The organism is Streptomyces sp. WP-1, assembly GCF_030450125.1.
GTDB classification, from domain to species: domain Bacteria; phylum Actinomycetota; class Actinomycetes; order Streptomycetales; family Streptomycetaceae; genus Streptomyces; species Streptomyces incarnatus.
Genome location: NZ_CP123923.1, coordinates 2,312,401 through 2,338,225, shown reverse-complemented (window position 1 = coordinate 2,338,225; position 25,825 = coordinate 2,312,401). Strand labels below are relative to the sequence as shown.

The following is a 25,825-nucleotide window of genomic DNA, read 5'->3' as shown; positions in this document are numbered from 1 at the left end:
TGAAAACGGGACCGGCGGTGGAGGGACGGACGATCCCGCCGGTTGGATGGCAGCGCCGTACCCCGGTCACTCAGTCCCTTCGTACGACAGCAGGAAAATGAACCGCAGCGTCCTGTCCGAAGTGTTCCGCGCCCCCCTGGGCGTCCCTCCCGGCACCCTCACGGTCGCCACGTCCTTCACCCACCCCGCGCGCGGCCGGGTCGACTGCCCCGCCCACGGCCTGCTCGCGGCACTGACCCGCGACAGCGGGCTCGCGCCCCGGAGCCGCGCCCTGCCGGCGGGATGCCTGCACGAGCACCTGCCCGACGCCCCGACCACCGTCTTCGCCGTCACCTACGAGAGACCCGAAGGGGGGCATCACGGCCTGGCGCTGGCGGCGGACGCGAAGGACTCGGCGGCGCTGGCCTTCGCGGGCCGGCAGATCGACTCCTTCCGGGCCGTACTGCGGACCCGCCGGCTGCTGTACGTCATGGCGCCGACGACCACCGCCGACGGCCGGGCGCCCGCGGGTTCCGTACCCGCGCAGACGGCCGCCGCCCCCTCCTGGGAGTCGTGCGGCTGCCCGGCGGCCCGCGCGTGCCCCGCGACCCGGCACGCGAACAGCGCGCTGCACCGGTTCACGGACCGGGGGGACGAAGTCGTCGTGGTGGGTTCCCAGGCCGCGGGGCCGCCGCCCTGGCAGGCGCGGACCACCGGCGCCGCGCCGGTCGCGGTGCGCTCCCGGCAGGAGGCGGAGTCCGTGGAGGTCGGCGATCCGGACCGCCTCGCCTTCGTGGTGACCCCCGGGTCCGTCGTCTCCGAGGTGGCGGCCGTCCTCAAGGTGCTGCGCCGCCGCTACCCCCGGCTGCGCGGCCAGCACCCCTCGGAGTGGTGCTACACCATGGAGGACCTCCACACGGCGGTCGCCGCCGCGCTGAGCCAGTCCGACACCCTGCTGGTCGCCGGACGCCGCTCGGCCCCCGCCGTCCGTACGGCCGTCTCCCAGGCCGCCGAGGCCAAACTGCGGGTCCATGACGTCACGACGCCGACGAGCCTGCGCCCGCAGGACCTCGACGCGGCGACGATCACCCTCGTGGACGCCACGCCCGACGGCCGCGGGCGGCGGGAGATCGGCCGGATCATGAACGGCCTGGGCCCCGCGAGCCACATCCGCCGCGAGGTCCGCTCCTACCCGGAGCCGCTCCTGGTGCCCCGCGCGTCCCCGGCGCGCTGACCGGCCGTCCTCGCCGTCTCCCCTCGCCCGCCCGGGCGCACCCGCTCTGGTTCTACGCTGCGTACATACACGCGCTTCCTGCCCGATGCGGGCAGGCAGGGTGCGAGAGGCGGGAAACGTGCAGGTCATAGCGGGTATGGAGCGGGATTCATGCGGTTGACGGTCTTCTGGCAGCGGATGGCGGAACACTTCGGTCCGGGATACGCCGAGACCTTCGCGCGCGATCATGTGATGTCGGAGCTGGGCGGGCGCACGGTGAACGAGGCGCTGGACGCCGGCTGGGCGGCCAAGGAAGTGTGGCGCGTGGTGTGCGCGGTCATGGACGTGCCGGGGGAACGGCGCTGAGCGTGCCCCCGGCATCTCGCCGATCCGGGGCGAAATGCCCCGTATGCCCGATGTGAAGTCGACGCTACGGCACCGATCGGTCACGAAAGCCGCAGGTGGGCGCTGTTTGTCGGTGGAGTGGGCGAGACTTGGCGCGTGGCACGCACTGACGAGGACACCGAGCAGCTGACCCGGCCCGCGGAACCGGCGGGGCCGACGGCGCCGACCGACCGGCCACCGGTCACCGATGCCGTCACGCCGGACGGCCGCACGCCGGACGCCCGTATGCCGCGCTGGCTGCCGCGCGCCATGGTGCTCGCGCTCGCACTGATCGCCGCCTTCCAGCTGGGCAGCTGGGCCTTCCACCAGCTCACCGGGCTGCTGATCAACATACTGATCGCGTTCTTCCTGGCCCTGGCGGTCGAGCCCGCCGTGAGCCGGATGGCCGCCCGCGGCATGCGCAGGGGGCTCGCCACCTTCCTGGTCTTCTTCGTCCTGACCGCCGCCGCCGCGGGGTTCGTCACCCTGCTCGGATCGATGCTGGCCGGCCAGATCATCAAGATGATCGAGGGCTTCCCGGACTACCTGGACTCGCTCATCCACTGGATCAACCAGACCTTCCACGCCAACCTCAGACGGGTCGACGTCCAGGAGGGGCTGCTCCACTCCGACTGGCTGCGCAAGTACGCGCAGAACAGCGCGGCCGGTGTCCTCGACGTGTCCCAGCAGGTGCTCGGCGGCCTCTTCCAGCTGCTGACCGTCGCGCTGTTCTCGTTCTACTTCGCCGCCGACGGCCCCCGGCTGCGCCGCGCCCTGTGCTCGGTGCTGCCGCCCGCGCGTCAGTCCGAGGTGCTGCGCGCCTGGGAGATAGCCGTCGACAAGACGGGCGGCTACCTCTACTCGCGCGGCCTCATGGCGCTCGTCTCCGGCATCGCGCACTACATCCTGCTGGAAGCCCTGGGCGTGCCGTACGCGCCCGTGCTCGGCGTCTGGGTGGGGCTGGTCTCGCAGTTCATCCCCACCATCGGCACCTATCTCGCGGGCGCGCTGCCGATGCTGATCGCGTTCACCGTCGCCCCCTGGTACGCGGTGTGGGTGCTGGTCTTCGTCGTGATCTACCAGCAGTTCGAGAACTACATGCTCCAGCCCAAGCTGACCGCCAAGAGCGTCGACATCCACCCCGCCGTCGCCTTCGGCTCGGTCATCGTCGGCACGGCCCTGCTGGGCGCCGTCGGCGCGCTGATCTCCATCCCCGCCGTGGCCACCCTCCAGGCGTTCCTGGGCGCCTATGTGAAGCGGTACGACGTCACCGACGACCCCCGTGTGAACGGGCACCGCGTGCGGACGCAGGGTGGCTCCGGCGTGCTCGCGCGGCTCAGGGCCGCGCGCGTCCGGCGGTAGCGGACCGCCCGCACCGCGACTCCCGAAGTGACACCCCGACACGACGGGGTGTCGCTTGACACGAAAATCGAACATCCATTCTTATGAAGGCTCCGGCGAGGCTGTGGACCGGGGATTCGGTCACGGTTCGGGTAGATATGCACCCCGGTTATCCACAGGCCGGGCCGACGTCGGGGCGCGTTGTCAGTGGCAGGCGTTAGCGTCTTTGACGTGAAGCGATCGACTCAAGCAAACCGGGTGGAACCCATGGCAGGAACCGACCGCGAGAAGGCGCTCGACGCCGCACTCGCACAGATTGAACGACAATTCGGCAAGGGCGCGGTCATGCGCATGGGCGAGCGGTCGAGGGAGCCCATCGAGGTCATCCCGACCGGCTCGACCGCCCTCGACGTGGCCCTCGGCGTCGGCGGCCTGCCGCGCGGCCGTGTCGTGGAGATCTACGGACCGGAGTCCTCCGGCAAGACGACCCTGACGCTGCACGCCGTGGCGAACGCGCAGAAGGCCGGCGGCCAGGTCGCGTTCGTGGACGCCGAGCACGCCCTCGACCCCGAGTACGCGCGCAAGCTGGGCGTCGACATCGACAACCTGATCCTGTCGCAGCCGGACAACGGCGAGCAGGCGCTGGAGATCGTGGACATGCTGGTCCGCTCCGGCGCGCTCGACCTGATCGTCATCGACTCCGTCGCCGCGCTCGTGCCGCGCGCGGAGATCGAGGGCGAGATGGGCGACAGCCACGTCGGTCTCCAGGCCCGTCTGATGAGCCAGGCGCTGCGGAAGATCACCAGCGCGCTCAACCAGTCCAAGACCACCGCCATCTTCATCAACCAGCTCCGCGAGAAGATCGGCGTCATGTTCGGCTCCCCGGAGACCACGACCGGTGGCCGGGCGCTGAAGTTCTACGCCTCGGTGCGTATCGACATCCGCCGCATCGAGACCCTGAAGGACGGCACCGAGGCGGTCGGCAACCGCACCCGCTGCAAGGTCGTCAAGAACAAGGTCGCGCCCCCCTTCAAGCAGGCCGAGTTCGACATCCTCTACGGCCAGGGCATCAGCCGCGAGGGCGGTCTGATCGACATGGGCGTGGAGCACGGCTTCGTCCGCAAGGCCGGCGCCTGGTACACGTACGAGGGCGACCAGCTCGGCCAGGGCAAGGAGAACGCGCGCAACTTCCTCAAGGACAACCCCGACCTGGCCAACGAGATCGAGAAGAAGATCAAGGAGAAGCTGGGCGTGGGTGTCCGGCCCGAGGAGCCGTCGGCCGAGCCCGGTGCGGACGCCGCGGGTGCCGCCCCGGCCGAGGACACCGCCAAGACGGCCGCCCCGGCCGCCAAGGCAGCCAAGCCCAAGGCCGCCGCTGCCAAGAGCTGACCGTGACACGACGAACCGACTGGTCCGAGTACGAGTACGCCACCCCCGGTGCCTCACGGGGGAGGGGCACCGGGGATCACCCGGCGTATGCCCCGGGCGGTGACGACGCGTACGCGGCCGGTGGAGACGACGTATACGGGGACGGCGCCCTGCCGGGCGACGTGAGCGGGGAGCCGTCCGGGGGCGGCTCGACCGGTCCCGGTTCCCGGGGCGGCCGGGGTCGTCGGGGCCGCCGACGGGGCGGCTTCGGGGAGCCGTCCGGTGAGGACGGAGGTGCCGCCTCCTCGTCGAGGGCCGAGCGGGGGGAGCCTTCGGGGGACCCGGCCGAGCGGGCACGGGCGATCTGCCTGCGCCTGCTGACCGGGACCCCGCGCACCCGGAAGCAGCTCGCGGACGCCCTGCGCAAGCGGGAGATCCCCGAGGACGTGGCCGAGGAGGTGCTGTCGCGGTTCGAGGAGGCCGGACTGATCGACGACGGGGCGTTCGCGGACGCCTGGGTGGAGTCCCGGCACCACGGCCGGGGACTGGCCCGGCGGGCCCTCGCCCGGGAGCTGCGCACCAAGGGGGTCGACTCGACGCTGATCGAGGAGGCGGTCGGACAGCTCGACCCCGACCAGGAGGAGGAGACCGCCCGGGAACTCGTCGCCCGCAAGCTGCGTGCCACCCGGGGCCTCGACCGTGACAAGCGCATCCGCCGCCTCGCCGGCATGCTCGCCCGCAAGGGATACCCCGAGGGGATGTCTCTGCGCATCGTCCGCCGGGCTTTGGAGGAGGAGGGCGAGGACGCGGACTTTCTCGGGGAGTCCGACTTCTGACGACGCGCCTTGCGGGGCGAGTCGTCGGGGTGACGTGCGGGGCGAGGGAGCGGTGAGGAGCTTCGTCGGGCCACGGCGGGCGGGGCGGTGGCGCGGCGGGCGGGACCAGGGCCGGGTGGCGAGCCGTCGGACTGTCGGGCGGGCTGAGGGGCGGATGACGGCGCGGGCCGGTGAACCGGCGGGCGTGACCACGCGTTGGCGAGGCGTGTGGATGGGGTGAGAGAGGCGTGCCGACGGGTTGAGACGACGGGGGATCACCCCAGGTTCAGGACACCGGGTCGCCGCAATGTGCCGATACCCCGGATCCAGGAAGCTGAAGGCACGCCCCGTCGTCGCGACCGCGAGCCTGCTCGCCCTGGTGGAGGAGCAGGGGTCAGGTCCCCGACGGGATCACCGGCAGGCCGGCCGAGCGCCAGGACTGGAAGCCGCCGACCAGATCGGTGGCCCGGTGCAGGCCGAGTCGGTGGAGGGAGGCGGCGGCGAGGGAGGAGGCGTAGCCCTCGTTGCAGATCAGCACGATGCGCAGGTCGTGGCCGGTGGCCTCGGGGAGGCGGTGGCTGCCCTGGGGGTCCAGGCGCCACTCCAGTTCGTTGCGCTCGACGACGACGGCGCCGGGGATCAGCCCGTCCCGCTCGCGCAGCGCCGCGTACCGGATGTCGACCAGCAGGGCCTCACCGGTGCGCGCGGTGTCGTACGCCTCCCGTGCCTCGACGCGTCGGTAGCCGGTGCGGACCCGCTCCAGCAACTCGTCGATGCCGACCGGGTGTTGGTCTGGGGCGGCGCTCACTGCCAGTCCTCCGGGCGTTCGACCTGCTCCAGGCGCAGCACCTGGCCCGAGCGACTGTAGCGGCGGATGCGGGGGAGCGGTGGGTAGTAGGCGTGGACGGAGATCGCGTGTCGGTCGGGGGACTCGTTGAGGACCTCGTGCACATGGTGGCGGCCGAAGGTGCGGCCCTGTCCGGAGGGCAGCCGGCGCTCGCGGTCCACGCCCTCGGTGAGTTCCAGGGTCTTCCAGCCGTCGGTGGGCAGCCGGGCGGCGAGCGAGTTCTCCTTGAGTTCGCCGGAGGCGGTGAGGAAGGCGCCGACGGACTCGGCGTGGTCGTGCCACCCGGTGCCGGTACCGGGCGGCCAGCCGATCAGCCAGGCCTCGCTGCCGCCGGGACCCTCCAGCCGCACCCAGGTGCGGCCCTCCGGATCCAGCGGGAGAGAGGCGAGCAGCCCGGCGTCGGCCGCAGCGCGCCGTACGAACGCGAGGAGGTCCGTCTGCGTCGGCGCGGAGCCGGTGGCGGGGGGCGCCGAAGGGGACGTCGAGGGGGACGAGAGGGACACGTGCACCGTCCTGAAGAGGGTTCGCGGAACGGGCGCACGGCGGCGCCCGGAGAAAAAGGGGGGATGCGAATTCAGCAGGACGGCCGACACACACAGCCCGCGTAGCGGACGAGGTCCATATGGACCCTCCGCCACAGGCGTACACAGGTGTCGGTCACGACGGGAGTACAGCACGCCGCCGAAATGGCGGTCAACAGACGGTCACGATGTGGACGGAGGGTGACGGCGCGCGGGGGAGCGGGAGGGAGCGCCGAGGGGAGCAGGGAGCGGGACGACGGAGGGCTCAGGTGTGGTGCACGCCCCGAGTGCGCCTCCGAGCACGCCCGAGTGCGGGCCCTGTGCGCGCCCGGGGTCCTTCGCGAGCGTGCCTCGGGCCTGGGCGGCCCCCGTCAACGCACCCCCGCCTCAACTTCCTCTGCCACCGCCACCGCTCCGCCGACCGTCGCCTCAGCCGCCGTGTACAGGTCGGCGGGGCGGACGCCGGTCAGGGCGGTGACCAGGTGGCCGTCGGGGCGTACCAGGAGGACGCTGTGGGCCGGGGCGCCGGGGTAGCTCTCGGCGACGAGCAGTTCGGCGGGGTGCGGCAGGGCCGTCACCGCGGCGGCCAGGCGGGGCATCACGCCCGCCGAGACCCAGTGCTTGCGGTCCCAGACGCCGGTGCCGGGAGCGATCAGCAGGACGAGCAGCGCGCCGCGGCCGAGGCGGTCGCGCAGGCGGACGAAGGAGCCGTCCTCCGCCGTGACACGGACGTCCGTCACCGGGGCGCCGCGCGGCGTGTCGACGGGGATCTCGCCCTGGAGGGGGCGGGGCGTGAGCGGGGAGGCGGCGTACGCGCCCGGCGCGCCGAGTGCCCCGCGGCCCAGATGGCCGTCGGTGAGGAGGGCGTCGTGGCCGCGGGCCGTGCCCGGGACGATGTGCCGCAGTCCGCCTCCGCCGCGCAGCCCCGGCAGCGCCTGGTCGGTGGCGCGCAGCCGGGCGGCGACCACCGCGCGCCGCTCCTCCTGGTAGCTGTCGAGCAGTGCCTCGTGCGGCCCGTGGTGCCAGGCGGCGGCGAGCTTCCAGGACAGGTTGTCGGCGTCCCGCAGCCCCTCGTCGAGACCCTGGGTGCCCAGCGCGCCGAGCAGATGCGCCGCGTCCCCGGCGAGGAAGACCCGGCCGTCGCGCCACCGCCGGGCCAGCCGGTGGTGCACCGTGTGGACGCCGGTGTCGAGGAGGTCGTACGCCGGTGTCGTGCCGTCGGTCCAGCCCGCGAGGGTCTCGCGGATCCGGGCCACCAGGAGTTCGGGCGTGACGAGGTCCTTGCCCGGTGGCAGCAGCCAGTCCAGGCGCCAGGCGCCGTCCGGCAGGGGGCGGGCGGACACCTCCCCGGCGAAGGGCCCGGAGGACCGCCACGGCGGCATCCGGTGGAGCAGTGCCTGGTCCTCCCAGGGGAGTTCCGCGCGCAGTGCGGCGACGGCGTGCCGCTCCACCGCCGTACGGCCGGGGAAGCGGATGTCCTGGAGCTTGCGCACGGTCGAGCGGGTGCCGTCGCAGCCCACCAGGTAACTACCGCGCCACCAGGTGCCCTTGGGGCCCCGGGTGTGCGCGGTGACGCCGGAGGTCTCCTGCTCGATCGAGTCCAGGCGGCTGTCGGTGGCGATCTCCACGAGCGGCTGGCCGGCGGCGGCCGCCCGCAGCAGGCCCGAGACCACATGCTGGGCGATGTGCACCGGGGCGGGCTCGTCCGGGGCGAAGGCGATCTCGCTCACCACCTGCTTGCGGCGCATCGAGCGCCACCCGCTCCAGCGCACGCCGTGGTGGTCGAGGGCCGTCCCGGCCAGCCGTTCCAGCAGCGCGGCCGTGTCGGGGCGCAGGACGACGGTGCGTGCCGGGCGGGGCTCCTCCTTGCCGGGGCCCTCGTCCAGGACGACGGCCGGCACCTCCTGGCGGGCCAGCGCCAGGGCGAGCGTGAGCCCGACGGGTCCCGCTCCGACGATGATCACCGGGTCCACGGCGCGGTGCCCCCTGTCCGCGGCGATGCCTCGACGGCGGTGGGTGAACAGCAAGGTGAGGCCGGGTGCACGATCACAGAAGGTATGCAACCCATTGGCAGAGTATGCGTCAAGTGACCCTCGGGGGCGGTGGCGTCATGCCACCGCCCCCGGCCGAATCATTTGATTGAATGATCGTCACTTCTTGGTGTCGTTGATGTCACCGATGCCGGAGAGAGAACCGGCCGGATCCGCGCCGGTCGCCGCCGTGCCCGCGATGTCCGCCACGTCCTGCGCGCCCAGCACCGCGCCGGTCGACTTCTTGCCCCGCCGCAGCCGGCCCTCCAGCCAGTGCGCGAAGGAGGTCAGCGAGAAGTTGATGAGCACGTAGATCACGGCTACGACGGTGAGCGAGGCGATGAAGTTGCCGTAGTAGCCGCTCATCGTGTTGGCCGAGGCCAGCAGTTCGGGGAAGGTGAGGACCGCGCCGCCGAGGGCGGTGTCCTTCACGATGACCACCAGCTGGCTGACGATCGCCGGGAGCATCACGGTGACCGACTGCGGCAGCAGTACGAGCCGCATCAGCTGGCCCTTGCGCAGGCCGATCGCCAGGGCCGCCTCGGACTGGCCCTTGGGCAGCGAGAGGATGCCCGCGCGGACGATCTCCGCGAGCACCGACGCGTTGTACAGCACCAGGCCGGTGACGACCGCGTAGAACGGCCGGTCGTCCGAACTGACGCCGGTGTACTGGGCGAAGAGCGCGAGGCCGAAGATCATCAGGACCAGTACGGGGATCGCGCGGAAGAATTCGACCAGGACCGCGGCGATCACCCGTACCCAGGCGTGGTCCGAGAGCCGCGCGATGCCGAGGACCGCGCCCAGCGGGAGCGCGATGACCATCGCGAGCGCCGCCGCCTCCAGGGTCTTCCGCAGCCCCGGCCAGATGTACGTGGTGTACGCCTCGGAACCGGAGAAGAACGGCTTCCACAGGGCCCACTCCAGCTGGCCCTTGTCGTCCAGGGCGCTGTAGACCCACCAGACGAGGGCCGCGAGGACGACCAGGAAGGCCGCCGTGTACAGGACGTTGCGCCGCCTGGCGCGGGGTCCCGGAGCGTCGTACAGGACCGAAGTCATCGCTTCACCGCCACCTTCTTGCCCACCCAGCCGAGGATCAGGCCGGTCGGCAGGGTCAGGCAGACGAAGCCGAAGGCGATGACCGCCGAGATCGTCATCAGCTGCGCCTCGTTCTCGATCATCTTCTTCATCAGCAGGGCCGCCTCCGCCACGTTGATCGCGGCGGCCACCGTCGTGTTCTTCGTCAGCGCGATCAGTACGTTGGTCAGCGGGCCGACGGTCGCGCGGAAGGCCTGCGGGAGCACGACCAGGCCCAGCACCTGGGAGAAGCTGAGGCCGATGGCCCGTGCCGCCTCCGCCTGGCCGACCGGCACCGTGTTGACGCCGGCCCGGATCGCCTCGCACACGAAGGCCGAGGTGTAGACGATCAGACCGAGCACGGCCAGCCGGAAGTTGATCGCGTCGAAGCCCTTGGCGCCCAGACTGATGCCCAGCGTCTGGTTCAGACCGAGCGACGAGAACAGGATGATCACCGTGAGCGGGATGTTCCGCACGATGTTCACGTAGGCGGTGGCGAAGCCGCGCATCAGCGGTACCGGGCCCACCCGCATGGCGGCCAGCAGGGTGCCCCAGACCAGGGAGCCCACGGCCGACAGCAGGGTGAGCTGCACCGTCGTCCAGAAGGCGCCCAGTACGTCGTAATGTCCAAGAAAGTCGAACACGATCTCCCGCGCTTCCGCGTGTAGGGATGCCCACGGTGCGCCGCCGTCGACGGCGGCGCACCGGCCGGGCGTTGCCTCAGCTCTTGACGTCGCCGACCTTCGGCGCGGGCTCGTTCTTGTAGTCGGCCGGGCCGAAGTTCTTCTTCACGGCCGCGGCCCAGGAGCCGTCGGAGACCATCGACTCCAGGGCCGTGTTGATCTTCGCCTTGAGGTCGCTGCCCTTCTTGACACCGATCCCGTAGTTCTCGTTGGTCATCTTGAAGTTGCCGAGCTTGAACTTGCCCTTGAACTGGGCCTGGGCGGCGTAACCGGCGAGGATCGAGTCGTCCGTGGTCAGGGCGTCGATGGCGCCGCTCTGCAGACCCGAGAGACACGCGGAGTAGGTCGGGTAGGTGACCAGGTCGGTCTTGAGGTTCAGCTTGGCCTTGAGGTTCTGGGCCGAGGTCGAGCCGGAGACCGAACACAGCTTCTTGCCGTTCAGGTCCTTCGGCGCCTTGATGGCCGTCTCGTCGGCACGCAGCAGCACGTCCTGGTGGGCCAGCAGGTACGGGCCGGCGAAGTCGACCTTCTGCTCGCGCTCCGGAGTGATCGAGTACGTGGCGGCGATGAACTGGACGTCACCGCGCTGGAGCATGGTCTCGCGGTCGGCGCTCTTCGACTCCTTCCACTCGATCTGGTCCGGGCCGTAGCCGAGCTTCTTGGCGACATAGGTGGCCACGTCGACATCGAAACCCGCGTAGCCCTGCGGCGTTTTCTGGCCGAGACCGGGCTGGTCGAACTTGATGCCGATGGCGATCTTCTTGCCGCCGGAGGACCCGTTGTCGTCCTTCTTGTCGCCGCCGCACGCGGTCGCGGCGAGGCTGAGGGCGAGGACGGCGGCCGAGGCGGCGGTGACCTTGCGGAGCTGCATGCTGAACATCCTTCGAAGTGGTGAGGGACGAGGCCCGTCGGGAGAAATCGAATGAGGCGCGCGCGACGGCCGCCCGCGGGCTCAGTGGTGCAGGATCTTGGACAGGAAGTCCTTGGCCCGGTCGCTGCGCGGGTTGCTGAAGAACCGGTCGGGCGCGGCCTGTTCGATGATCCGGCCGTCCGCCATGAAGACCACCCGGTTGGCGGCCGAGCGCGCGAAGCCCATCTCATGGGTGACGACGATCATCGTCATGCCCTCGCGCGCCAGCTGCCGCATGACGTCCAGGACTTCGTTGATCATCTCGGGGTCGAGGGCCGAGGTCGGCTCGTCGAAGAGCATGACCTTCGGGTTCATCGCCAGCGCCCGGGCGATGGCGACGCGCTGCTGCTGGCCGCCGGACAGCTGGGCGGGGTACTTGTCGGCCTGGGTGCCCACGCCGACCCGGTCGAGCAGGGCCCGCGCCTTCTCCTCGGCCTGCTTCTTGTCGGCCTTGCGGACCTTGATCTGGCCCAGCATCACGTTCTCGAGCACGGTCTTGTGCGCGAAGAGGTTGAAGGACTGGAAGACCATCCCGACGTCGGCGCGCAGCCGCGCCAGCTCCCGGCCCTCGTGCGGCAGGGGCTTGCCGTCGATCGTGATGGTGCCCGAGTCGATCGTCTCCAGGCGGTTGATGGTGCGGCACAGGGTCGACTTGCCGGACCCGGAGGGCCCGATGACGACCACGACCTCGCCGCGGTCGATCGTCAGGTCGATGTCCTGGAGCACGTGCAACGCGCCGAAGTGCTTGTTGACGCTCTTCAGGACGACCAGTTCGTCGGAAGCGGCCTTGTCCTCCTTGGCCACCGATACTTCGGTCATCGCTTCACGGCTCCGTCCTCCTCGGTTTCGGAGGACAGTAATGACGGGCTGTGACCTGCGTCATCACATCTGAGGGAGATCTGAGCATCACGATCCGGTAGCCGCCGTACACATGACGTAGCGGTACCCGTCAAGATCCGTATCGGCCGCATAACGGAAGCGACGGGCAACCGGAAGCCACTTGACGGCGTCCTGCTCCATCGGCGTCACTGCCATGGTGCATACGCGCGGGCACATGATCTGCAAGACGGATGAACGATGTCCGTAGGACCACTGAACCGGAGGGGGCCGGAATGAGACTGCTGCTCGTCGAGGACGACAACCATGTGGCCGCGGCCCTGTCCGCCGTGCTGGCCAGGCACGGATTCGCCGTCACCCACGCGCGCAACGGCGAGGAGGCCCTGCGCGCGCTCGTCCCCGAGAGCGACGGCTTCGGCGTGGTCCTGCTCGACCTGGGCCTGCCCGACCAGGACGGCTACGAGGTCTGCGGCAAGATCCGCAAGCGCACCAGCACCCCGGTGATCATGGTCACCGCCCGCTCCGACGTCCGCTCCCGCATCCACGGGCTCAACCTGGGCGCCGACGACTACGTGGTGAAGCCGTACGACACCGGGGAACTGCTCGCCCGGATCCACGCCGTCAGCCGGCGCACCGCCCACGAGGAGCCCGCCCAGACCGCCGAGGGCCTGCTGCACCTCGGCCCGGTGCGCATCGAACTGCCCACCCGCCAGGTCAGCGTGGACGGCTCCGTCGTCCAGCTCACCCGCAAGGAGTTCGACCTGCTGGCGCTGCTCGCCCAGCGCCCCGGCGTGGTCTTCCGGCGGGAGCAGATCATCAGCGAGGTGTGGCAGACCAGTTGGGAGGGCACCGGACGCACCCTGGAGGTGCATGTCGCCTCCTTGCGCGCCAAGCTGCGCCTGCCCGCGCTCATCGAGACCGTCCGGGGCGTCGGCTACCGGCTCGTCGCCCCGGCCGCCTAGCGGGGACGGGTGCGCACACGGCTGCTGCCGCTGCTCATCGTCCTGATGGCGGCCGTACTCCTCGCCCTCGGCGTCCCGCTCGCCGTCAGCATGGCCGCTTCCGAGCAGCAGCGGGTCGTGGTGGACCGGATCGACGACACGGCGCGCTTCGCCGCGCTCGCCCAGTTCGTCACCGAGGGCCCCGGCGGCTCCCGGCGCACCGGCACCGACGAGCGCTGGGAGACCCTGCGCAGCGAACTCGACAGCTACTACGACGTCTACGGCATTCGCGCCGGTGTCTTCTACCGCAACGGTTCCGCCATGGCCAACGCGCCCGGCGACTGGTTCGTACCGCCGTCGGGGGAGGTCCGGGAGGCGTTCGACGAGGCGCTGCTCAGCCGGCGCAGCCACGACCCCCGGCAGGCGTGGCCCTGGCAGCACAGCCGCCTGGTGGTCGCCTCACCGGTGATCCGGGACGGGGACGTGATCGCGGTCGTCGTCACCGACTCGCCCACCGGGCCGCTGCGCCTGCGGATCCTGCACGGCTGGCTGCTCATCGGCGCCGGTGAGATCGCGGCCATGCTGCTCGCCGTCGGCGCGGCGCTGCGGCTGACCGGCTGGGTGCTGCGCCCGGTCCGGGTCCTGGACGCCACCACCCACGACATCGCCACCGGGCGCCTGAAGTCCCGGGTGGCGGCCGCCGGCGGGCCCCCGGAACTCCGGCGCCTCGCCCACTCGTTCAACGAGATGGCGGACCACGTCGAGGAAGTCCTCGAACAGCAGCGCGCGTTCGTCGCGGACGCCTCCCACCAGCTGCGCAACCCGCTGGCCGCGCTGCTGCTGCGCATCGAACTCCTCGCCCTCGAACTGCCGGAGGACAACGAGGAGATCGCCTCGGTGCGCACCGAGGGCAAGCGCCTCGCCCAGGTCCTGGACGACCTGCTCGACCTGGCGCTCGCCGAGCACGCCGAGGCCGATCTGAGCCTGACCGACATCGGCGCCCTCACCGAGGAACGGCTGGCGGCCTGGACACCGGCCGCCGCGGCCCAGGGGGTCCGGCTGACCGGCGACTGCCCGGCCACCACCGGCTGGGCGGACCCGATCACCCTGTCCAGCGCGCTGGACGCGGTGATCGACAACGCGGTGAAGTTCACTCCCGAGGGCGGCGTCGTGGCGGTCTCCGTCTCCTGCGAGGGGGACGTCTCCAGGGTTGTCGTCACCGACACCGGACCCGGCCTCACCGAGGAGGAACTCGCGCGCGTGGGCGACCGTTTCTGGCGCAGCGGCCGCCATCAGAACGTCAAGGGGTCCGGGCTCGGCCTGTCCATCACCCGCGCCCTCCTGGAGGCGGGCGGCGGCTCGATAGCGTACGGTCCGCACGAGCCGAGGGGGCTGCGGGTGACGGTGTCGGTGCCGAGGTTCAGGGCTTGACCGAGCGGTAGTAGCGGCGGGCGCCCTCCTGGAGCGGGAGGGGGTCGGTGTAGATGGCGGTGCGCAGGTCGACCAGCTGGGCGGAGTGGACATGGGCGCCGATGCCGTCGCGGCTCTTGATCACGGTGCGGGTCACCCACTCGGTGAGCCGGGGGTCCATGTCCGCGCGGGTCATCAGCAGGTTGGACACCGCGATCGTCGGCACCTCGACGCCGTGCTGGACATCCGGGTACGCCGACTCGGGCATGTTGGTGGCCCGGTAGTAGCGCGTCTCCTGGCCCTGCGCGTGCAGCTTGGTGACGAGGTCGGCGTCGATCGGGATGAACCGGAAGGCGCCCTTCTTGGCCAGCGTGACCAGACCCCTGGTGGGCAGGCCGCCGGACCAGAAGAACGCGTCGATCCCGCCCTGTTGCAGTCGCTCGGGCCCGGTGTCTATGCCGTCGGCGGCGGGCGTGATGTCCTTCCGCGGATCGATGCCGGCGGCCCGCAGCACCCGGTCGGCGATCAGCCTGACCCCCGAGTTGGGCAGCCCGGTCGCGACCCGCTTGTGCCGCAGGTCCTCGATGCCGTGGATGTCCGAGTCGCTGCGCACGACGAGGTGCGTGTAGTCGTCGTAGAGCCGGGCCACCCCGCGCAGCTTCCCGGCGCCGCTGCCGTGCCCGAGCTCGTACGTCTGCACCGCGTCGGCCGCCGCGATGGTGAAGTCGGCCTTCCCAGTCGCCACCCGCCGCACGTTCTCCTGGGAGCCCGCGCTGTTGAGGAGCTTCACCTTCAGACCGGGCATGTCCTTGGCCAGTTCGGTGCGCAGCCGCTCGCCGTACTCCTGGTAGACGCCCTTGGGGGTGCCGGTGCTGAAGACGATCGTCCCGCTCGGCGGCTTCTCGCCCAGCGGCAGCAGCCACCACAGCAGCAGACCGAGGACGACGGCACCGGCGGCCGCGACCGGCAGCGCCCGGCGCCGGCCGGAGCGGGGGAACAGCTTGGACATGCGGCGATCCTGCCAGGCGAGGTACGACGCTGACCAGGGCCGGGGCTGTGAGGTGGGCCGGGCGGCGGTCGGGGCCGGGGGAGTGGTCCGGGGCCGGGCGGTGGTCCTCGGCCGGGCGGCGGGCGTTGTCGGTGGTGGCCGTTAGAGTCGACGCATGAGCACTTCGCCCGCCGATCTCGTCCGTGAGTTCCACCGCGCCTTCGGCCTCGACGCCCGCACCACCCCCACCGAGGTCTCACCCGAACTGGCCGCCCACCGCTGGGACATGCTCGCCGAGGAGGCCGCCGAGGTCGGCGAGGTCTCGGTCGAGGGCCCGCTGGACAAGCTGGCGCACGAACTGGCGGACGTGGTGTACGTGGCGTACGGCACCGCCCTGGTCCACGGCATCGACCTGGACCAGGTGATCGCCGAGATCCACCGCGCCAACATGAGCAAGGTCGGCCCCGACGGGCAGATCAGCCGCCGCGCCGACGGCAAGGTCCTCAAGGGCGAGCACTACCGGGCACCGGACGTGTCCTCGGTCCTGCGCCGCCAGGGCTGGACACCGGCGGCGCAGGACGCCACCGTGGAGGCGGACGCCTAGGAGGCCGTCCCGAGGACGGTGCGACGCCCCGGGTGGGACGACCCGAGTGGGACGACCCGGGGCGCGCGGTGGGCGGTCGAGACCGTGCGAGGGGCCTGTGAGCCGCCCCGCCGTACGGCGGTCTCGGCTCAGGGCCTCGGCCCGGCGCCGCCCAGCCGGGTCAACAGACCGGCGAGGAGGGGGACTTCCTCCGCTCCCCAGGCCGGGGCGGCGAAGAGATCCTCGGCGGTCTCCTCGGCCGTGGCCAGCATCTCCTTCAGCCGGTCCCGGCCCGTGCCGGTCAGTGACGCATAGGCCACGCGCGCGTCCCGGGCGTCCGGCTCCCGGGTCACCAGTCCGATCCGCTCCAGGGGAGCCAGCGCACGGGTGACCCCGGAGGCCGTCAGCCCCAGCGCCTCGGCGAGATCGACCCGCCGCATCCGGCTGCCGGGCGCCTGTCCAAGCCGCAGCAGCAGCGTGAAGTCGGCGAGGCTCACTCCGTGCAGCCCGCCGAGCCGGGCGTCGAACCGCCGTACCAGCGCCGCCTGGGCCCGCACGAGACGCAGGGCGGCGTCCAGGGCGTCACTCATGGTCCATGTCCATCCGGGATACGACTCCCTGAGACCTCAGGAGTTCCTTGAGGGTTCCTTGAGTGGTCAAGTTTATGGGATGGATGAGTGCGAAGGAGTCAGGACGCCTCGGACGACCGTGCCGCCGCCCGGCGTTGGCGCTTGCTCAAAGGTGCCTGGGAGAGGTCTTCGGCGGAGGAGCGGAGGTTCTTGAAGCCGTAGCCGCGTTCGGACAGCCAGGTCTTGGCGGCCGTCTCGGCGCGTTCGGTGGCGTCCAGGACGTCCTCCTCCTTCTCGCCGGTGTCGGAGAAGCGGAAGACGAAGGCCGGGCGGGCGGCGATGTCGTAGGTCACGCTGCCCTCGGGGGTGAAGGCGGCGCGCAGCACGTCATGGGCGGCGGCGTCGGCGAGCAGCGCGGCCCGCTGGTCGTCGGTGAGGCCGTCGAAGACACCGCGCACGGTGATCCGGAAGGTTCGGGTGTTCATCCCGCGACCATAGGCATGCCGGGATGCGGTTCTCCACCGGCTTTTCGCGCCGGTGCCGGAGGCGGACCCCGGCCGACGGGGCGGCGAAGCCCTCCCCGGGACCGCCTACCCTTGAACCATGACCAGCAGCAGCGACCGGAGCCCCGCAGTGGACGTGCCCGCACCCAAGAGCTACGAGATCCGCACCTATGGGTGCCAGATGAACGTCCACGATTCCGAGCGATTGGCCGGACTGCTGGAAGAGGCCGGGTACGTGCGGGCGCCGGAGGACGCCGACGGCGACGCGGACGTCGTCGTCTTCAACACGTGCGCGGTCCGGGAGAACGCCGACAACCGGCTGTACGGCAACCTCGGCCGGCTCGCGCCGCGCAAGGTGTCCCGGCCCGGCATGCAGATCGCGGTCGGCGGCTGCCTCGCGCAGAAGGACCGCGACACCATCGTGCGCAAGGCGCCCTGGGTGGACGTCGTCTTCGGCACGCACAACATCGGCAAACTCCCCGTGCTGCTGGAGCGCGCCCGCGTCCAGGAGGAGGCGCAGGTCGAGATCGCCGAGTCGCTGGAGGCGTTCCCCTCCACGCTGCCGACGCGCCGCGAGAGCGCGTACGCCGCCTGGGTCTCGATCTCCGTCGGCTGCAACAACACCTGCACCTTCTGCATCGTCCCGGCGCTGCGCGGCAAGGAGAAGGACCGCCGGCCCGGCGACATCCTCGCCGAGGTCGAGGCGCTGGTCGCCGAGGGCGTCTCGGAGATCACGCTGCTCGGCCAGAACGTCAACGCGTACGGCTCCGACATCGGCGACCGCGAGGCCTTCAGCAAGCTGCTGCGCGCCTGCGGGAACATCGAGGGCCTGGAGCGGGTCCGGTTCACCTCCCCGCACCCGCGTGACTTCACCGACGACGTGATCGCCGCCATGGCCGAGACGCCGAACGTGATGCCGCAGCTGCACATGCCGCTCCAGTCCGGCTCGGACACGGTCCTCAAGGCGATGCGCCGCTCCTACCGGCAGGAGCGCTACCTCGGGATCATCGAGAAGGTGCGCGCGGCGATCCCGCACGCGGCGATCACCACCGACATCATCGTGGGCTTCCCCGGCGAGACCGAGGCGGACTTCGAGGAGACGCTGCACACCGTGCGCGAGGCGCGGTTCGCGCAGGCCTTCACCTTCCAGTACTCCAAGCGGCCCGGGACCCCGGCCGCGACCATGGACGACCAGATCCCCAAGGAGGTCGTGCAGGCGCGGTACGAGCGGCTCGTCGCCCTCCAGGAGGAGATCTCCTGGGAGGAGAACAAGAAGCAGGTCGGCCGCACGCTGGAGCTGATGGTCGCGGAGGGCGAGGGCCGCAAGGACGGCGCCACGCACCGGCTCTCCGGGCGCGCCCCCGACAACCGCCTGGTCCACTTCACCAAGCCGGAGCAGGAGGTACGGCCCGGCGACGTGGTCACCGTCGAGGTGACGTACGCCGCCCCGCACCACCTGCTCGCCGAGGGCCAGGTGCTCGCCGTGCGCCGCACGCGCGCGGGCGACGCCTGGGAGAAGCGCACGGCCGAGGCGGCCGCCAAGCCGGCCGGCGTCATGCTGGGCCTCCCGAAGATCGGCGCCCCGGCCCCGCTGCCGGTGGCGACGAGCGGGTGCGGCTGCGACTGAGGGTGCGGCCGGGCGGGGGAGGGCTCCTGTTGGCCGGTCGGGCCGGGAGACGGCTCAGGCTGCCTGGGCGACGGCGGCCAGCAGGACGGCTCTTCCTGCCGGTCCGGTGGCGGCCGGGCGGTGAGCTGGCGCTGACCCTGCGGGGCCGAGCCGGGAGCCGGGGCTGACACGTGCTGGGGCGTGGGCTCTGGCCGGTCCGCGCGCGCCGCTGCGCAGGACGGAGTTCCTGTCTGACGGTCGGCGGTGTGCCCGCCCGTGAAGCGACGCCGACACCGCGAAGGACGGCCGTGAAGCCGCGCTGACACCGGTGAGATCCCAGGCCCCGGCCGGGCACCAGGGCCGTCCGGTGTGCGCGACGTTTCTTGTCGTCGCCGACTGTCAGGGACCGGGGGCCGTGAGGCGGCGCTTCCAGCTCGGGACCGGCTGTGAAGCCGCACCGGCACCTCGGGACCGGCTGTGGGGCTGCGCAGACACCTCGGGGCCGGTCGTGAAGCCGCACCGGCGCCTCGGCGGGCGGCCCGTGAGACGGCGCTGCCCCCCCGGAGGCCGGGCGGTGAGGCGGGCGGTGACACCGGCGGAGCCATCGGCCCCGGCCAGGCTGCCCGTCCGGGACGATGCCGGGTTACCCTGCCGATCATGCTTGTCGCCGCCGCCGTCTGCCCCTGCCCGCCGCTGCTCGTGCCCGAGGTCGCCGTGGGCGCCGCCGCCGAGATGGACGCCGCGCGTGCGGCCTGTACGGATGCGCTCGGTGTGCTCGCGGCCGCTCGTCCGGACCTGCTGATCGTCGTCGGACCCGCCGGGCCGGGCGAGGGCGGGGCGTTCCCGGGAGGCAGCCGGGGTTCCTTCAAGGGGTACGGCGTCGACCTCGACGTCCGCCTGGGGACCGGCCCACGGGACGACGCGGCGGTGGAGCGCGAGCTGCCGTCCTCGCTGGCCGTCGGCGCCTGGCTGCTGGAGCGGACCGGCTGGGCGGACGCCCCGGTCGAGGGACTCGGCGCGGAGGAGACGCTCACGCCCGAGCGGTGCGCGGAGACCGGCCGCGAACTCAAAGCGCGTGCCGGTCGCGTGGCCCTTCTCGTCCTGGGCGACGGCAGCGCGTGCCGTACGGTCAAGGCCCCGGGCTACCTGGACGAACGCGCGGCCCCCTACGACGCGGTGGCCGCCCACGCCCTGGCCACCGCCGACCTCCCCGCCCTGCTCTCCCTCGACGCCGCCCTCGCCCGCACCCTGAAGTCCTCGGGCCGCGCCCCCTGGCAGATCCTCGCCGGCGCCGCCGAGGGCACGGACCTCGACGGCAGCCTGCTGTACGAGGACGCGCCGTACGGGGTCGGCTACCTGGTCGCCACCTGGTCCTAGCGGACCGGGTCAGGAGGCCGGCGGCGGTCCCTGCGGCGGCGTGGGCGGATTCGGCTGCGCGCCCGGCGTGCCGTCCGGATGCTCGTCCTTGTGCGCCAGGCGGTCCACGGCGTCCTTCGCCTTGCCCGTGCCCGCCTGGATCTTGTCGCTGTACTTGTGGTTGGTGCGCTCGTCGACGGCCCTGGCCGCCTTGTCGAGGCCCTGCGACACCTTGTCGCCGTGCTGGCGCGCGAGGTCGGACACCTTGTCCTTGGCCGGGCCGAGCCTGGCCTTCATGTTGTCGAACAGACCCATGATCCACCTTCCCTCGCGGGTTACTTCCGGACGCTCTCGGTGGGCTGCTGCCGGGGGATCCGGGTGGCCTCGGACGGCTCGTCCGCACCGGTCGCCCGCTCCGTCCCCGCCGCCTCGGCCGCCTCCACGGGCGCCTGCCGAGTCGTCTTCGACCTGCCCAGGAGCCGTGAAATCATGCCCATATCCACTCCATACGGTACTCGCGCGGGCGAATTCCCGCGTCACGCGGTGCGCACGGCCACGCCGTCAGGGTCACCGCGCCGGACGCCTCGCACTGCGCGCCTCGCCCCGGGCAACGACCCGTCGGCGGGCTCCGTCACGTAACTCGTTCGAGACCCCGCCGCGAGGTTTGCGAGACTGGTGCGGTGAGCAGCGCATCCCCCGCCCCCCGCGTCATCGCCGTCGTCGGACCCACCGCGGCCGGAAAGTCCGATCTCGGCGTCTTCCTGGCCCAGCAACTCGGCGGCGAGGTCGTCAACGCCGACTCGATGCAGCTCTACCAGGGGATGGACATCGGCACCGCCAAGCTGACACCCGAGGAACGCGGCGGCGTACCCCACCACCTTTTGGACGTCTGGGACGTCACGGCCACCGCCTCGGTCGCCGAGTACCAGAAGCTGGCCCGCGGGCACATCGACGCGCTGCTCGCCGAGGGCCGCTGGCCGATCCTCGTCGGCGGCTCCGGGCTGTACGTGCGCGGCGCGGTCGACAACCTGGAGTTCCCCGGCACCGACCCCGAGGTCCGCGCCCGCCTGGAGGAGGAGCTGGCCCTGCGCGGCTCCGGCGCCCTGCACGCCCGCCTGGCCGCCGCCGACCCCGAGGCCGCCCGCGCGATCCTGCCCGGCAACGGCCGCCGTATCGTCCGCGCCCTGGAGGTGATCGAGATCACCGGCCAGCCCTTCACCGCCAACCTCCCCGGCCACGACTCGGTCTACGACACCGTCCAGATCGGCGTCGACGTCGCCCGCCCGGAGCTGGACGACCGGATCACGCGCCGTGTCGACCGGATGTGGGACGACGGTCTCGTGGACGAGGTGCGCGCGCTGGAGGCGCGAGGGCTGCGCGAGGGGCGCACGGCTTCGCGCGCGCTGGGATACCAGCAGGTGCTCGCGGCGCTGGCCGGTGACTGCACGGAAGCGGAGGCGCGCGCCGAGACCGTGCGCGCCACCAAGCGCTTCGCGCGCCGGCAGGATTCATGGTTTCGCCGCGACCCCCGGGTGCACTGGCTGAGCGGCGCCGAAGCCGACCGCGGGGAACTTCCCGGGCAGGCCCTGACGTTGGTCGAACGACCGGTCACAGCCTGATCACGTGATGGCATCGGGATGCGCCGCCGGTCATCGGCGCCTTCGGGGCCGTGCCATCATCGTGCTTCGATCGACCAAGTGGAGTCCTAGTTGGGAGGGCGCGTGGCGATGGAGGCCGGCCCTCGCGACACCGCACCGGGTGCCGAGCGCGTCACCACCGAGGGTGACCGACCGGACCAGGACGAGGGTCCCCAGGAGGATCTCCGCGAGGACCTCGGGGAAGGTCCTCAGGACGACCTCGACGACGGTCTCGTGCCCGAGGGCGAGGACCGGCTCGCCGACGACGGGCCCGACGAGACCGCGGACGGCGTGACCGAGGACGGTCCGGCGCCCGAGGAGATGTACACCAGCGGACCCGAGGTCGAGGTCGAGCTGCGCCCGCAGCGCCGGCTGCGCATCTGGCAGCTCGCGCCCATCGTGGGACTGTCCGCCGTCGGTTCCCTGATGTTCGCCTTCCCGCTCGCCTTCGACGGCGACAGCGGCGCGGTCATCGCCATGCTCGGCCTGCTGATCTGCTGCTGCGCCGCGGGCTGGGGCATGATGGCCGCCCGCCGCGTGGGCTACACCTGGCCCGGCCTGCCCCCGCGCGGCTCCGGCCGCCGCCCGGACTGGCGCGTCGTCCTCGGCTACGCCCTGCTGGTCGCCGTGGTGGCCGTACTCGCCGTGTGGCGCGTGGCCCGGCTGCGCTGACCGCGCCGGAGCGGACCGCGCCCCGGAGCGGGGCGCGCCGATCAGGCCGCCGGAGCGGGGCCGCCGGAGCGCGCCGCCCATGCCGTCGCGGCCCCGTGGTCGTCGTAGAACCTCTGTCGTACCCACCCCGTACGATCGAGGAATGAGCACGCGGATCGCCTTCCTCAAGGGTCACGGCACGGAGAACGACTTCGTGATCGTCCCGGACCCCGACAACGCCATCGAGCTGTCCCCGGCCGCCGTGGCCGCCCTGTGCGACCGCCGGGCCGGCATCGGCGGCGACGGTGTGCTGCACGTGGTGCGCTCCGCCGCGCACCCCGAGGCGCGGGACATGGCCGGCGAGGCCGAGTGGTTCATGGACTACCGCAACAGCGACGGCTCGATCGCGGAGATGTGCGGCAACGGCGTCCGCGTCTTCGCCCGCTACCTCCAGCACGCCGGGCATGTCGCCGAGGGCGACCTCGCCATCGCCACGCGCGGCGGCGTCAAGAGCGCGCACATCGCCAAGGACGGGGACGTGACCGTCGGCATGGGCAGCGCCCGCCTCCCCGAGGGGGACGTCACGGTGCGCGTCGGCGAGCGCAGCTGGCCCGCGCGCAACGTCGGCATGGGCAACCCGCACGCGGTCGCCTTCGTGGCCGACCTCGCGCACGCCGGCGACCTGTACAGCCCGCCGCCGGTCGGCCCCGAGGGCGCCTACCCGGAGGGGGTCAACGTGGAGTTCGTGGTGGACCGCGGCCCCCGCCATGTCGCGATGCGGGTGCACGAGCGCGGCTCCGGTGAGACCCGCTCCTGCGGCACCGGCGCCTGCGCCGTCGCCGTGGCCACCGCCCGCCGCGACGGCGTTGACCCGGCCGTCACCGGCACCCCCGTGACGTACACCGTGGACGTGCCCGGCGGCCGGCTGGTCATCACCGAACGGCCGGACGGGCAGATCGAGATGACCGGACCCGCGGTGATCGTCGCCGAAGGCGTGATCGACGGCGAGTGGCTGGAAAACGCGCTTCGCTGACCTGTCGAAACCGCCCTCGCGCCGGCCTCGGGCATCCGGAGCAGCGGTTCCGGGGGCCGGGGCCGGATCGAATCCACGGACGACGCCAGGGCAGGTGGCGCAAAACTTAAACCTCCTTTTCATCGCTCGAATGGGTGATCCGTTTCACGCTCGGCGAGAGGCGGTCTGTCGCACGTGGTGGGCTCGATAGCATCAAGCACCGGCACGGACGGGGGAGCGTCGGCACCCTGCGCCGCGCATGCCCTGGGGCTCCGTCCGCCGGTCCACGAGCCGGAGGTGCCCATGAGTGCGGAGGCCACGAACCCTTCGACCCCGGTCCCGGTGGTGCCCACGGCCGTGACGGCCGCCGTGGCACCCGCGTCGGTGCGCCGGAAGTCCCGGCCCAGGATCGACCTGCGCCGGCTCGGCCGGGCCGCGCTGCTCGGGCCGAACGCCCGGGACAGACTGCCCGACGCGATCGGCCATGTGGTGGAGGCGCACCGCGCCCACCATCCCGACGCCGACCTCGAACCCCTGCGCCGCGCCTATGTGCTGGCCGAGTCCTCGCACCGCGGCCAGACGCGCAAGAGCGGCGAGCCGTACATCACGCACCCGCTCGCCGTGACCCTCATCCTCGCCGAACTCGGCGCCGAGACGACGACGTTGACGGCCTCCCTGCTGCACGACACCGTCGAGGACACCGAGGTGACGCTGGACCAGGTGCGCGAGCAGTTCGGCGAGGAGGTCCGGTACCTGGTCGACGGCGTCACCAAGCTGGAGAAGGTCGACTACGGGGCCGCCGCCGAGCCCGAGACCTTCCGCAAGATGCTCGTGGCCACCGGCAGCGACGTGCGCGTGATGTCGATCAAACTCGCCGACCGGCTGCACAACATGCGCACCCTCGGTGTGATGCGCCGCGAGAAACAGGAGCGGATCGCGGGCGTCACCCGCGACGTCCTCATCCCGCTCGCCGAACGCCTCGGTGTCCAGGCCCTGAAGACCGAGCTGGAGGACCTGGTCTTCGGCATCCTCCACCCCGAGGAGTACGAGCACACCAGGGAACTCATCGCGCAGAACGCGGCCCTTACCGCCGACCCGCTCGCCGCGGTCGCCGAGGAGATGCGCGGGGTGCTGCGCGAGGCCGGCATCCCCGCCGAAGTCCTCATCCGCCCGCGCCACTTCGTCTCCGTGCACCGAGTGGCCCGTAAACGCGGGCAGTTGCGCGGCGCCGACTTCGGCCGGCTGCTGGTGCTGGTGGGCGAGGACGCCGACTGTTACGGCGTGCTGGGCGAGCTGCACACCTGTATGACGCCGGTGGTCTCGGAGTTCAAGGACTTCATCGCGGTACCCAAGTTCAACCTGTACCAGTCGCTGCACACCGCCGTCGCCCGCCCCGACGGCCAGGTGGTCGAAGTCCTCATCCGCACCCACCAGATGCACAAGGTCGCCGAGGCCGGCGTCGTCGCGCTCGGCAACCCCTACGCCGCCGGCACGGACGCCCCCGCCGCCGACGGTCCCGGCGCCGACGACCCCGCCGACGGCGAGCGCGCCGACCCCACCCGGCCCGGCTGGCTCTCCCGCCTCCTGGAGTGGCAGCAGGCCGCGCCCGACCCGGACACCTTCTGGTCGACCCTGCGCGAGGACCTCGCCCAGGACCGCGAGATCACCGTCTTCCGCCCGGACGGCGGCACCCTGGGCCTGCCCGAGGGCGCCAGCTGCGTGGACGCCGCCTACGGGCAGTACGGCGAGGACGCGCACGCCTGTATCGGCGCCCGCGTCAACGGCCGCCTGGCCACGCTGAGCACGGTCCTGAAGGACGGCGACACCGTCGAACTCCTCATGGGCCAGGACCCCGCCTCCGAGCCCTCCCGCGAGTGGCTGGAGCACGCCCACACCCCGGCCGCCCGCATCGCCATCCAGCGCTGGCTCACCACGCACCCCGGCGGCGGCGCCCCCGCCGACGAGCCGGCCGGGTACCGCGCCGACGCCGACTTCCGCGAACGGCGCGCCCACGAGTCCGGGCCCGGCGGACGCCCCCAGGGCGCCGACGTCGGCACCGACCGCCCCGGCGCCGCCGTACGCCTCGCCGGATGCTGTACGCCCGTGCCGCCCGACGAGATCACCGGCTTCCCGGTACGCGGGGGCGTGGTGACCGTGCACCGCGTGGAGTGCGCGGCGGTGGCGCACATGAAGAGCCGGGGGCGCACGGAGATCGGAGTGCGCTGGGGGGAGAGCACCGCGTGCCGGGTCACCCTGGTCGCCGAATCGTTCGGCCGCCGCGGTCTGCTCGCCGACCTCACCGAGGCCATCGCGCTGGCGGGCGGCGACATCGTCTCCGCCACGGTGGAACCACCGAGCGAGCAGCGGGTGCGCCACACCTACACCCTCCAGCTCCCGGACGCCGCGGGCCTGCCCTCCCTCATGCGCGCCATGCGCGACGTCCCGGGCGTCTACGACGTGAGCCGCACCCAGCCCCCGGCCCCGGCCTCCCGGACGCCCTAGCGAGCGCCCGGCCGAACCGCGAGCGAGGGCCGGGCCCTCAGGACCGGCTGGGGGTCACGGCTGGC

Annotated in this window: 27 protein-coding genes; 14 read left to right on the top strand and 13 right to left on the bottom strand. The window is 72.2% G+C overall.

Going from position 1 to position 25,825, the window contains the following annotated elements; translation table 11 throughout:
* The first annotated feature begins 97 nt into the window (after nt 1-97).
* From QHG49_RS09855 to recX, 5 genes are all read left to right on the top strand, one after another.
* Nucleotides 98-1,213, top strand: coding sequence for a 4-hydroxy-3-methylbut-2-enyl diphosphate reductase (locus QHG49_RS09855; protein ID WP_301488674.1), 1,116 nt, complete (start codon nt 98-100; stop codon nt 1,211-1,213).
* 150 nt (nt 1,214-1,363) lie between these two features.
* A complete protein-coding gene (locus tag QHG49_RS09850) occupies nt 1,364-1,558 on the top strand; it encodes a DUF3046 domain-containing protein (RefSeq protein ID WP_301488672.1) in 195 nt (64 codons plus the stop codon).
* 135 nt (nt 1,559-1,693) lie between these two features.
* The gene (locus QHG49_RS09845; protein WP_370530447.1) at nt 1,694-2,938 is read left to right on the top strand and encodes an AI-2E family transporter; all 1,245 of its coding nucleotides are present in this window, start codon (nt 1,694-1,696) and stop codon (nt 2,936-2,938) included.
* Between the two features lie 246 nt (nt 2,939-3,184).
* Nucleotides 3,185-4,306: a recombinase RecA gene (recA, locus tag QHG49_RS09840; protein ID WP_145487456.1), complete on the top strand. Its 1,122-nt coding sequence runs from the start codon at nt 3,185-3,187 to the stop codon at nt 4,304-4,306.
* A gap of 2 nt (nt 4,307-4,308) precedes the next feature.
* Nucleotides 4,309-5,121: a recombination regulator RecX gene (recX, locus tag QHG49_RS09835; RefSeq protein ID WP_301488670.1), complete on the top strand. Its 813-nt coding sequence runs from the start codon at nt 4,309-4,311 to the stop codon at nt 5,119-5,121.
* 373 nt (nt 5,122-5,494) lie between these two features.
* Here recX and QHG49_RS09830 read toward each other — a convergent pair whose 3' ends face one another.
* From QHG49_RS09830 to QHG49_RS09800, 8 genes are all read right to left on the bottom strand, one after another.
* Nucleotides 5,495-5,908, bottom strand: a complete 414-nt coding sequence (locus QHG49_RS09830; protein ID WP_236576481.1) for a rhodanese-like domain-containing protein — start codon at nt 5,906-5,908, stop codon at nt 5,495-5,497.
* A complete protein-coding gene (locus QHG49_RS09825) occupies nt 5,905-6,456 on the bottom strand; it encodes a cysteine dioxygenase (protein ID WP_370530446.1) in 552 nt (183 codons plus the stop codon). The genes QHG49_RS09830 and QHG49_RS09825 overlap by 4 nt, the downstream gene beginning before the upstream one ends.
* Nucleotides 6,457-6,521: 65 nt before the next feature.
* Nucleotides 6,522-6,569 (bottom strand): hypothetical protein, encoded by a 48-nt coding sequence (locus tag QHG49_RS34085; RefSeq protein WP_309506048.1) that lies wholly within the window; start codon nt 6,567-6,569, stop codon nt 6,522-6,524.
* Between the two features lie 270 nt (nt 6,570-6,839).
* The gene (locus QHG49_RS09820) at nt 6,840-8,441 is read right to left on the bottom strand and encodes an FAD-dependent monooxygenase (protein ID WP_145487607.1); all 1,602 of its coding nucleotides are present in this window, start codon (nt 8,439-8,441) and stop codon (nt 6,840-6,842) included.
* A gap of 177 nt (nt 8,442-8,618) precedes the next feature.
* Nucleotides 8,619-9,554, bottom strand: a complete 936-nt coding sequence (locus QHG49_RS09815; protein ID WP_145487459.1) for an amino acid ABC transporter permease — start codon at nt 9,552-9,554, stop codon at nt 8,619-8,621.
* A complete protein-coding gene (locus QHG49_RS09810) occupies nt 9,551-10,216 on the bottom strand; it encodes an amino acid ABC transporter permease (RefSeq protein ID WP_145487460.1) in 666 nt (221 codons plus the stop codon). Before QHG49_RS09810 ends, QHG49_RS09815 begins: the two co-directional genes overlap by 4 nt.
* 76 nt (nt 10,217-10,292) lie before the next feature.
* Nucleotides 10,293-11,126, bottom strand: coding sequence for a glutamate ABC transporter substrate-binding protein (locus QHG49_RS09805; protein WP_145487461.1), 834 nt, complete (start codon nt 11,124-11,126; stop codon nt 10,293-10,295).
* 81 nt (nt 11,127-11,207) lie between these two features.
* Entirely contained in the window at nt 11,208-11,984 is a 777-nt protein-coding gene (locus QHG49_RS09800) for an amino acid ABC transporter ATP-binding protein (protein WP_145487462.1), read from the bottom strand.
* Between the two features lie 293 nt (nt 11,985-12,277).
* Between QHG49_RS09800 and QHG49_RS09795 the strand changes: the two genes are divergently transcribed.
* Nucleotides 12,278-12,964: a response regulator transcription factor gene (locus QHG49_RS09795; protein ID WP_145487463.1), complete on the top strand. Its 687-nt coding sequence runs from the start codon at nt 12,278-12,280 to the stop codon at nt 12,962-12,964.
* A 9-nt stretch (nt 12,965-12,973) separates the two neighbouring features.
* Nucleotides 12,974-14,374, top strand: coding sequence for a HAMP domain-containing sensor histidine kinase (locus tag QHG49_RS09790; protein WP_301488662.1), 1,401 nt, complete (start codon nt 12,974-12,976; stop codon nt 14,372-14,374).
* Here QHG49_RS09790 and QHG49_RS09785 read toward each other — a convergent pair.
* Nucleotides 14,364-15,362: a TAXI family TRAP transporter solute-binding subunit gene (locus QHG49_RS09785; RefSeq protein ID WP_159705624.1), complete on the bottom strand. Its 999-nt coding sequence runs from the start codon at nt 15,360-15,362 to the stop codon at nt 14,364-14,366. The genes QHG49_RS09790 and QHG49_RS09785 overlap by 11 nt on opposite strands.
* A 154-nt stretch (nt 15,363-15,516) precedes the next feature.
* On the opposite strand from QHG49_RS09785, the gene QHG49_RS09780 reads away from it, so the two are divergent.
* Nucleotides 15,517-15,945, top strand: coding sequence for a MazG nucleotide pyrophosphohydrolase domain-containing protein (locus QHG49_RS09780; RefSeq protein WP_145487466.1), 429 nt, complete (start codon nt 15,517-15,519; stop codon nt 15,943-15,945).
* A 128-nt stretch (nt 15,946-16,073) separates the two neighbouring features.
* Here QHG49_RS09780 and QHG49_RS09775 read toward each other — a convergent pair whose 3' ends face one another.
* Both QHG49_RS09775 and QHG49_RS09770 read right to left on the bottom strand, forming a co-directional pair.
* Nucleotides 16,074-16,514, bottom strand: coding sequence for a MarR family winged helix-turn-helix transcriptional regulator (locus QHG49_RS09775; protein ID WP_301488660.1), 441 nt, complete (start codon nt 16,512-16,514; stop codon nt 16,074-16,076).
* 98 nt (nt 16,515-16,612) lie between these two features.
* Nucleotides 16,613-16,978 carry a DUF6204 family protein gene (locus tag QHG49_RS09770; RefSeq protein ID WP_301488658.1) on the bottom strand — a complete coding sequence of 122 codons (366 nt, stop codon included), beginning with the start codon at nt 16,976-16,978 and terminating at the stop codon, nt 16,613-16,615.
* Between the two features lie 118 nt (nt 16,979-17,096).
* Between QHG49_RS09770 and miaB the strand changes: the two genes are divergently transcribed.
* Nucleotides 17,097-18,623, top strand: coding sequence for a tRNA (N6-isopentenyl adenosine(37)-C2)-methylthiotransferase MiaB (gene miaB, locus QHG49_RS09765; RefSeq protein ID WP_145487469.1), 1,527 nt, complete (start codon nt 17,097-17,099; stop codon nt 18,621-18,623).
* Nucleotides 18,624-19,259: 636 nt separating this feature from the next.
* A complete protein-coding gene (locus tag QHG49_RS09760; RefSeq protein ID WP_301488654.1) occupies nt 19,260-19,979 on the top strand; it encodes a class III extradiol dioxygenase subunit B-like domain-containing protein in 720 nt (239 codons plus the stop codon).
* A 9-nt stretch (nt 19,980-19,988) separates the two neighbouring features.
* Here the strand turns inward: QHG49_RS09760 and QHG49_RS09755 are convergent, their stop codons facing one another.
* Nucleotides 19,989-20,273, bottom strand: coding sequence for an antitoxin (locus tag QHG49_RS09755; RefSeq protein WP_301488653.1), 285 nt, complete (start codon nt 20,271-20,273; stop codon nt 19,989-19,991).
* A gap of 20 nt (nt 20,274-20,293) precedes the next feature.
* Nucleotides 20,294-20,449, bottom strand: a complete 156-nt coding sequence (locus QHG49_RS09750) for a hypothetical protein (RefSeq protein WP_301488651.1) — start codon at nt 20,447-20,449, stop codon at nt 20,294-20,296.
* A gap of 189 nt (nt 20,450-20,638) precedes the next feature.
* Here QHG49_RS09750 and miaA point away from each other — a divergent pair, with 189 nt between their 5' ends.
* From miaA to QHG49_RS09730, 4 genes are all read left to right on the top strand, one after another.
* Nucleotides 20,639-21,577: a tRNA (adenosine(37)-N6)-dimethylallyltransferase MiaA gene (miaA, locus tag QHG49_RS09745; protein WP_037663248.1), complete on the top strand. Its 939-nt coding sequence runs from the start codon at nt 20,639-20,641 to the stop codon at nt 21,575-21,577.
* Between the two features lie 108 nt (nt 21,578-21,685).
* Nucleotides 21,686-22,267 (top strand): hypothetical protein, encoded by a 582-nt coding sequence (locus tag QHG49_RS09740; protein WP_145487609.1) that lies wholly within the window; start codon nt 21,686-21,688, stop codon nt 22,265-22,267.
* Nucleotides 22,268-22,409: 142 nt separating this feature from the next.
* Nucleotides 22,410-23,279 (top strand): diaminopimelate epimerase, encoded by an 870-nt coding sequence (dapF, locus tag QHG49_RS09735; RefSeq protein WP_159705636.1) that lies wholly within the window; start codon nt 22,410-22,412, stop codon nt 23,277-23,279.
* A 282-nt stretch (nt 23,280-23,561) separates the two neighbouring features.
* Nucleotides 23,562-25,760, top strand: coding sequence for a bifunctional (p)ppGpp synthetase/guanosine-3',5'-bis(diphosphate) 3'-pyrophosphohydrolase (locus tag QHG49_RS09730; protein WP_301488647.1), 2,199 nt, complete (start codon nt 23,562-23,564; stop codon nt 25,758-25,760).
* Nucleotides 25,761-25,825 lie beyond the last annotated feature (65 nt).

What these genes read in the sequence shown, in the direction of transcription:
- QHG49_RS09795 (WP_145487463.1), top strand. Translation starts at nt 12,278, where the DNA reads ATGAGACTGCTGCTCGTCGAGGACGACAACCATGTGGCCGCGGCCCTG.
- QHG49_RS09770 (WP_301488658.1), bottom strand. Translation starts at nt 16,978, where the DNA reads ATGAACACCCGAACCTTCCGGATCACCGTGCGCGGTGTCTTCGACGGC.
- QHG49_RS09800 (WP_145487462.1), bottom strand. Translation starts at nt 11,984, where the DNA reads ATGACCGAAGTATCGGTGGCCAAGGAGGACAAGGCCGCTTCCGACGAA.
- dapF (WP_159705636.1), top strand. Translation starts at nt 22,410, where the DNA reads ATGAGCACGCGGATCGCCTTCCTCAAGGGTCACGGCACGGAGAACGAC.
- QHG49_RS09740 (WP_145487609.1), top strand. Translation starts at nt 21,686, where the DNA reads ATGGAGGCCGGCCCTCGCGACACCGCACCGGGTGCCGAGCGCGTCACC.
- QHG49_RS09855 (WP_301488674.1), top strand. Translation starts at nt 98, where the DNA reads ATGAACCGCAGCGTCCTGTCCGAAGTGTTCCGCGCCCCCCTGGGCGTC.
- QHG49_RS09775 (WP_301488660.1), bottom strand. Translation starts at nt 16,514, where the DNA reads ATGAGTGACGCCCTGGACGCCGCCCTGCGTCTCGTGCGGGCCCAGGCG.
- QHG49_RS09755 (WP_301488653.1), bottom strand. Translation starts at nt 20,273, where the DNA reads ATGGGTCTGTTCGACAACATGAAGGCCAGGCTCGGCCCGGCCAAGGAC.
- QHG49_RS09760 (WP_301488654.1), top strand. Translation starts at nt 19,260, where the DNA reads ATGCTTGTCGCCGCCGCCGTCTGCCCCTGCCCGCCGCTGCTCGTGCCC.
- recA (WP_145487456.1), top strand. Translation starts at nt 3,185, where the DNA reads ATGGCAGGAACCGACCGCGAGAAGGCGCTCGACGCCGCACTCGCACAG.
- miaB (WP_145487469.1), top strand. Translation starts at nt 17,097, where the DNA reads ATGACCAGCAGCAGCGACCGGAGCCCCGCAGTGGACGTGCCCGCACCC.
- QHG49_RS09815 (WP_145487459.1), bottom strand. Translation starts at nt 9,554, where the DNA reads ATGACTTCGGTCCTGTACGACGCTCCGGGACCCCGCGCCAGGCGGCGC.
- QHG49_RS09785 (WP_159705624.1), bottom strand. Translation starts at nt 15,362, where the DNA reads ATGTCCAAGCTGTTCCCCCGCTCCGGCCGGCGCCGGGCGCTGCCGGTC.
- QHG49_RS09850 (WP_301488672.1), top strand. Translation starts at nt 1,364, where the DNA reads ATGCGGTTGACGGTCTTCTGGCAGCGGATGGCGGAACACTTCGGTCCG.
- QHG49_RS09750 (WP_301488651.1), bottom strand. Translation starts at nt 20,449, where the DNA reads ATGATTTCACGGCTCCTGGGCAGGTCGAAGACGACTCGGCAGGCGCCC.
- QHG49_RS09780 (WP_145487466.1), top strand. Translation starts at nt 15,517, where the DNA reads ATGAGCACTTCGCCCGCCGATCTCGTCCGTGAGTTCCACCGCGCCTTC.
- QHG49_RS09805 (WP_145487461.1), bottom strand. Translation starts at nt 11,126, where the DNA reads ATGCAGCTCCGCAAGGTCACCGCCGCCTCGGCCGCCGTCCTCGCCCTC.
- QHG49_RS09730 (WP_301488647.1), top strand. Translation starts at nt 23,562, where the DNA reads ATGAGTGCGGAGGCCACGAACCCTTCGACCCCGGTCCCGGTGGTGCCC.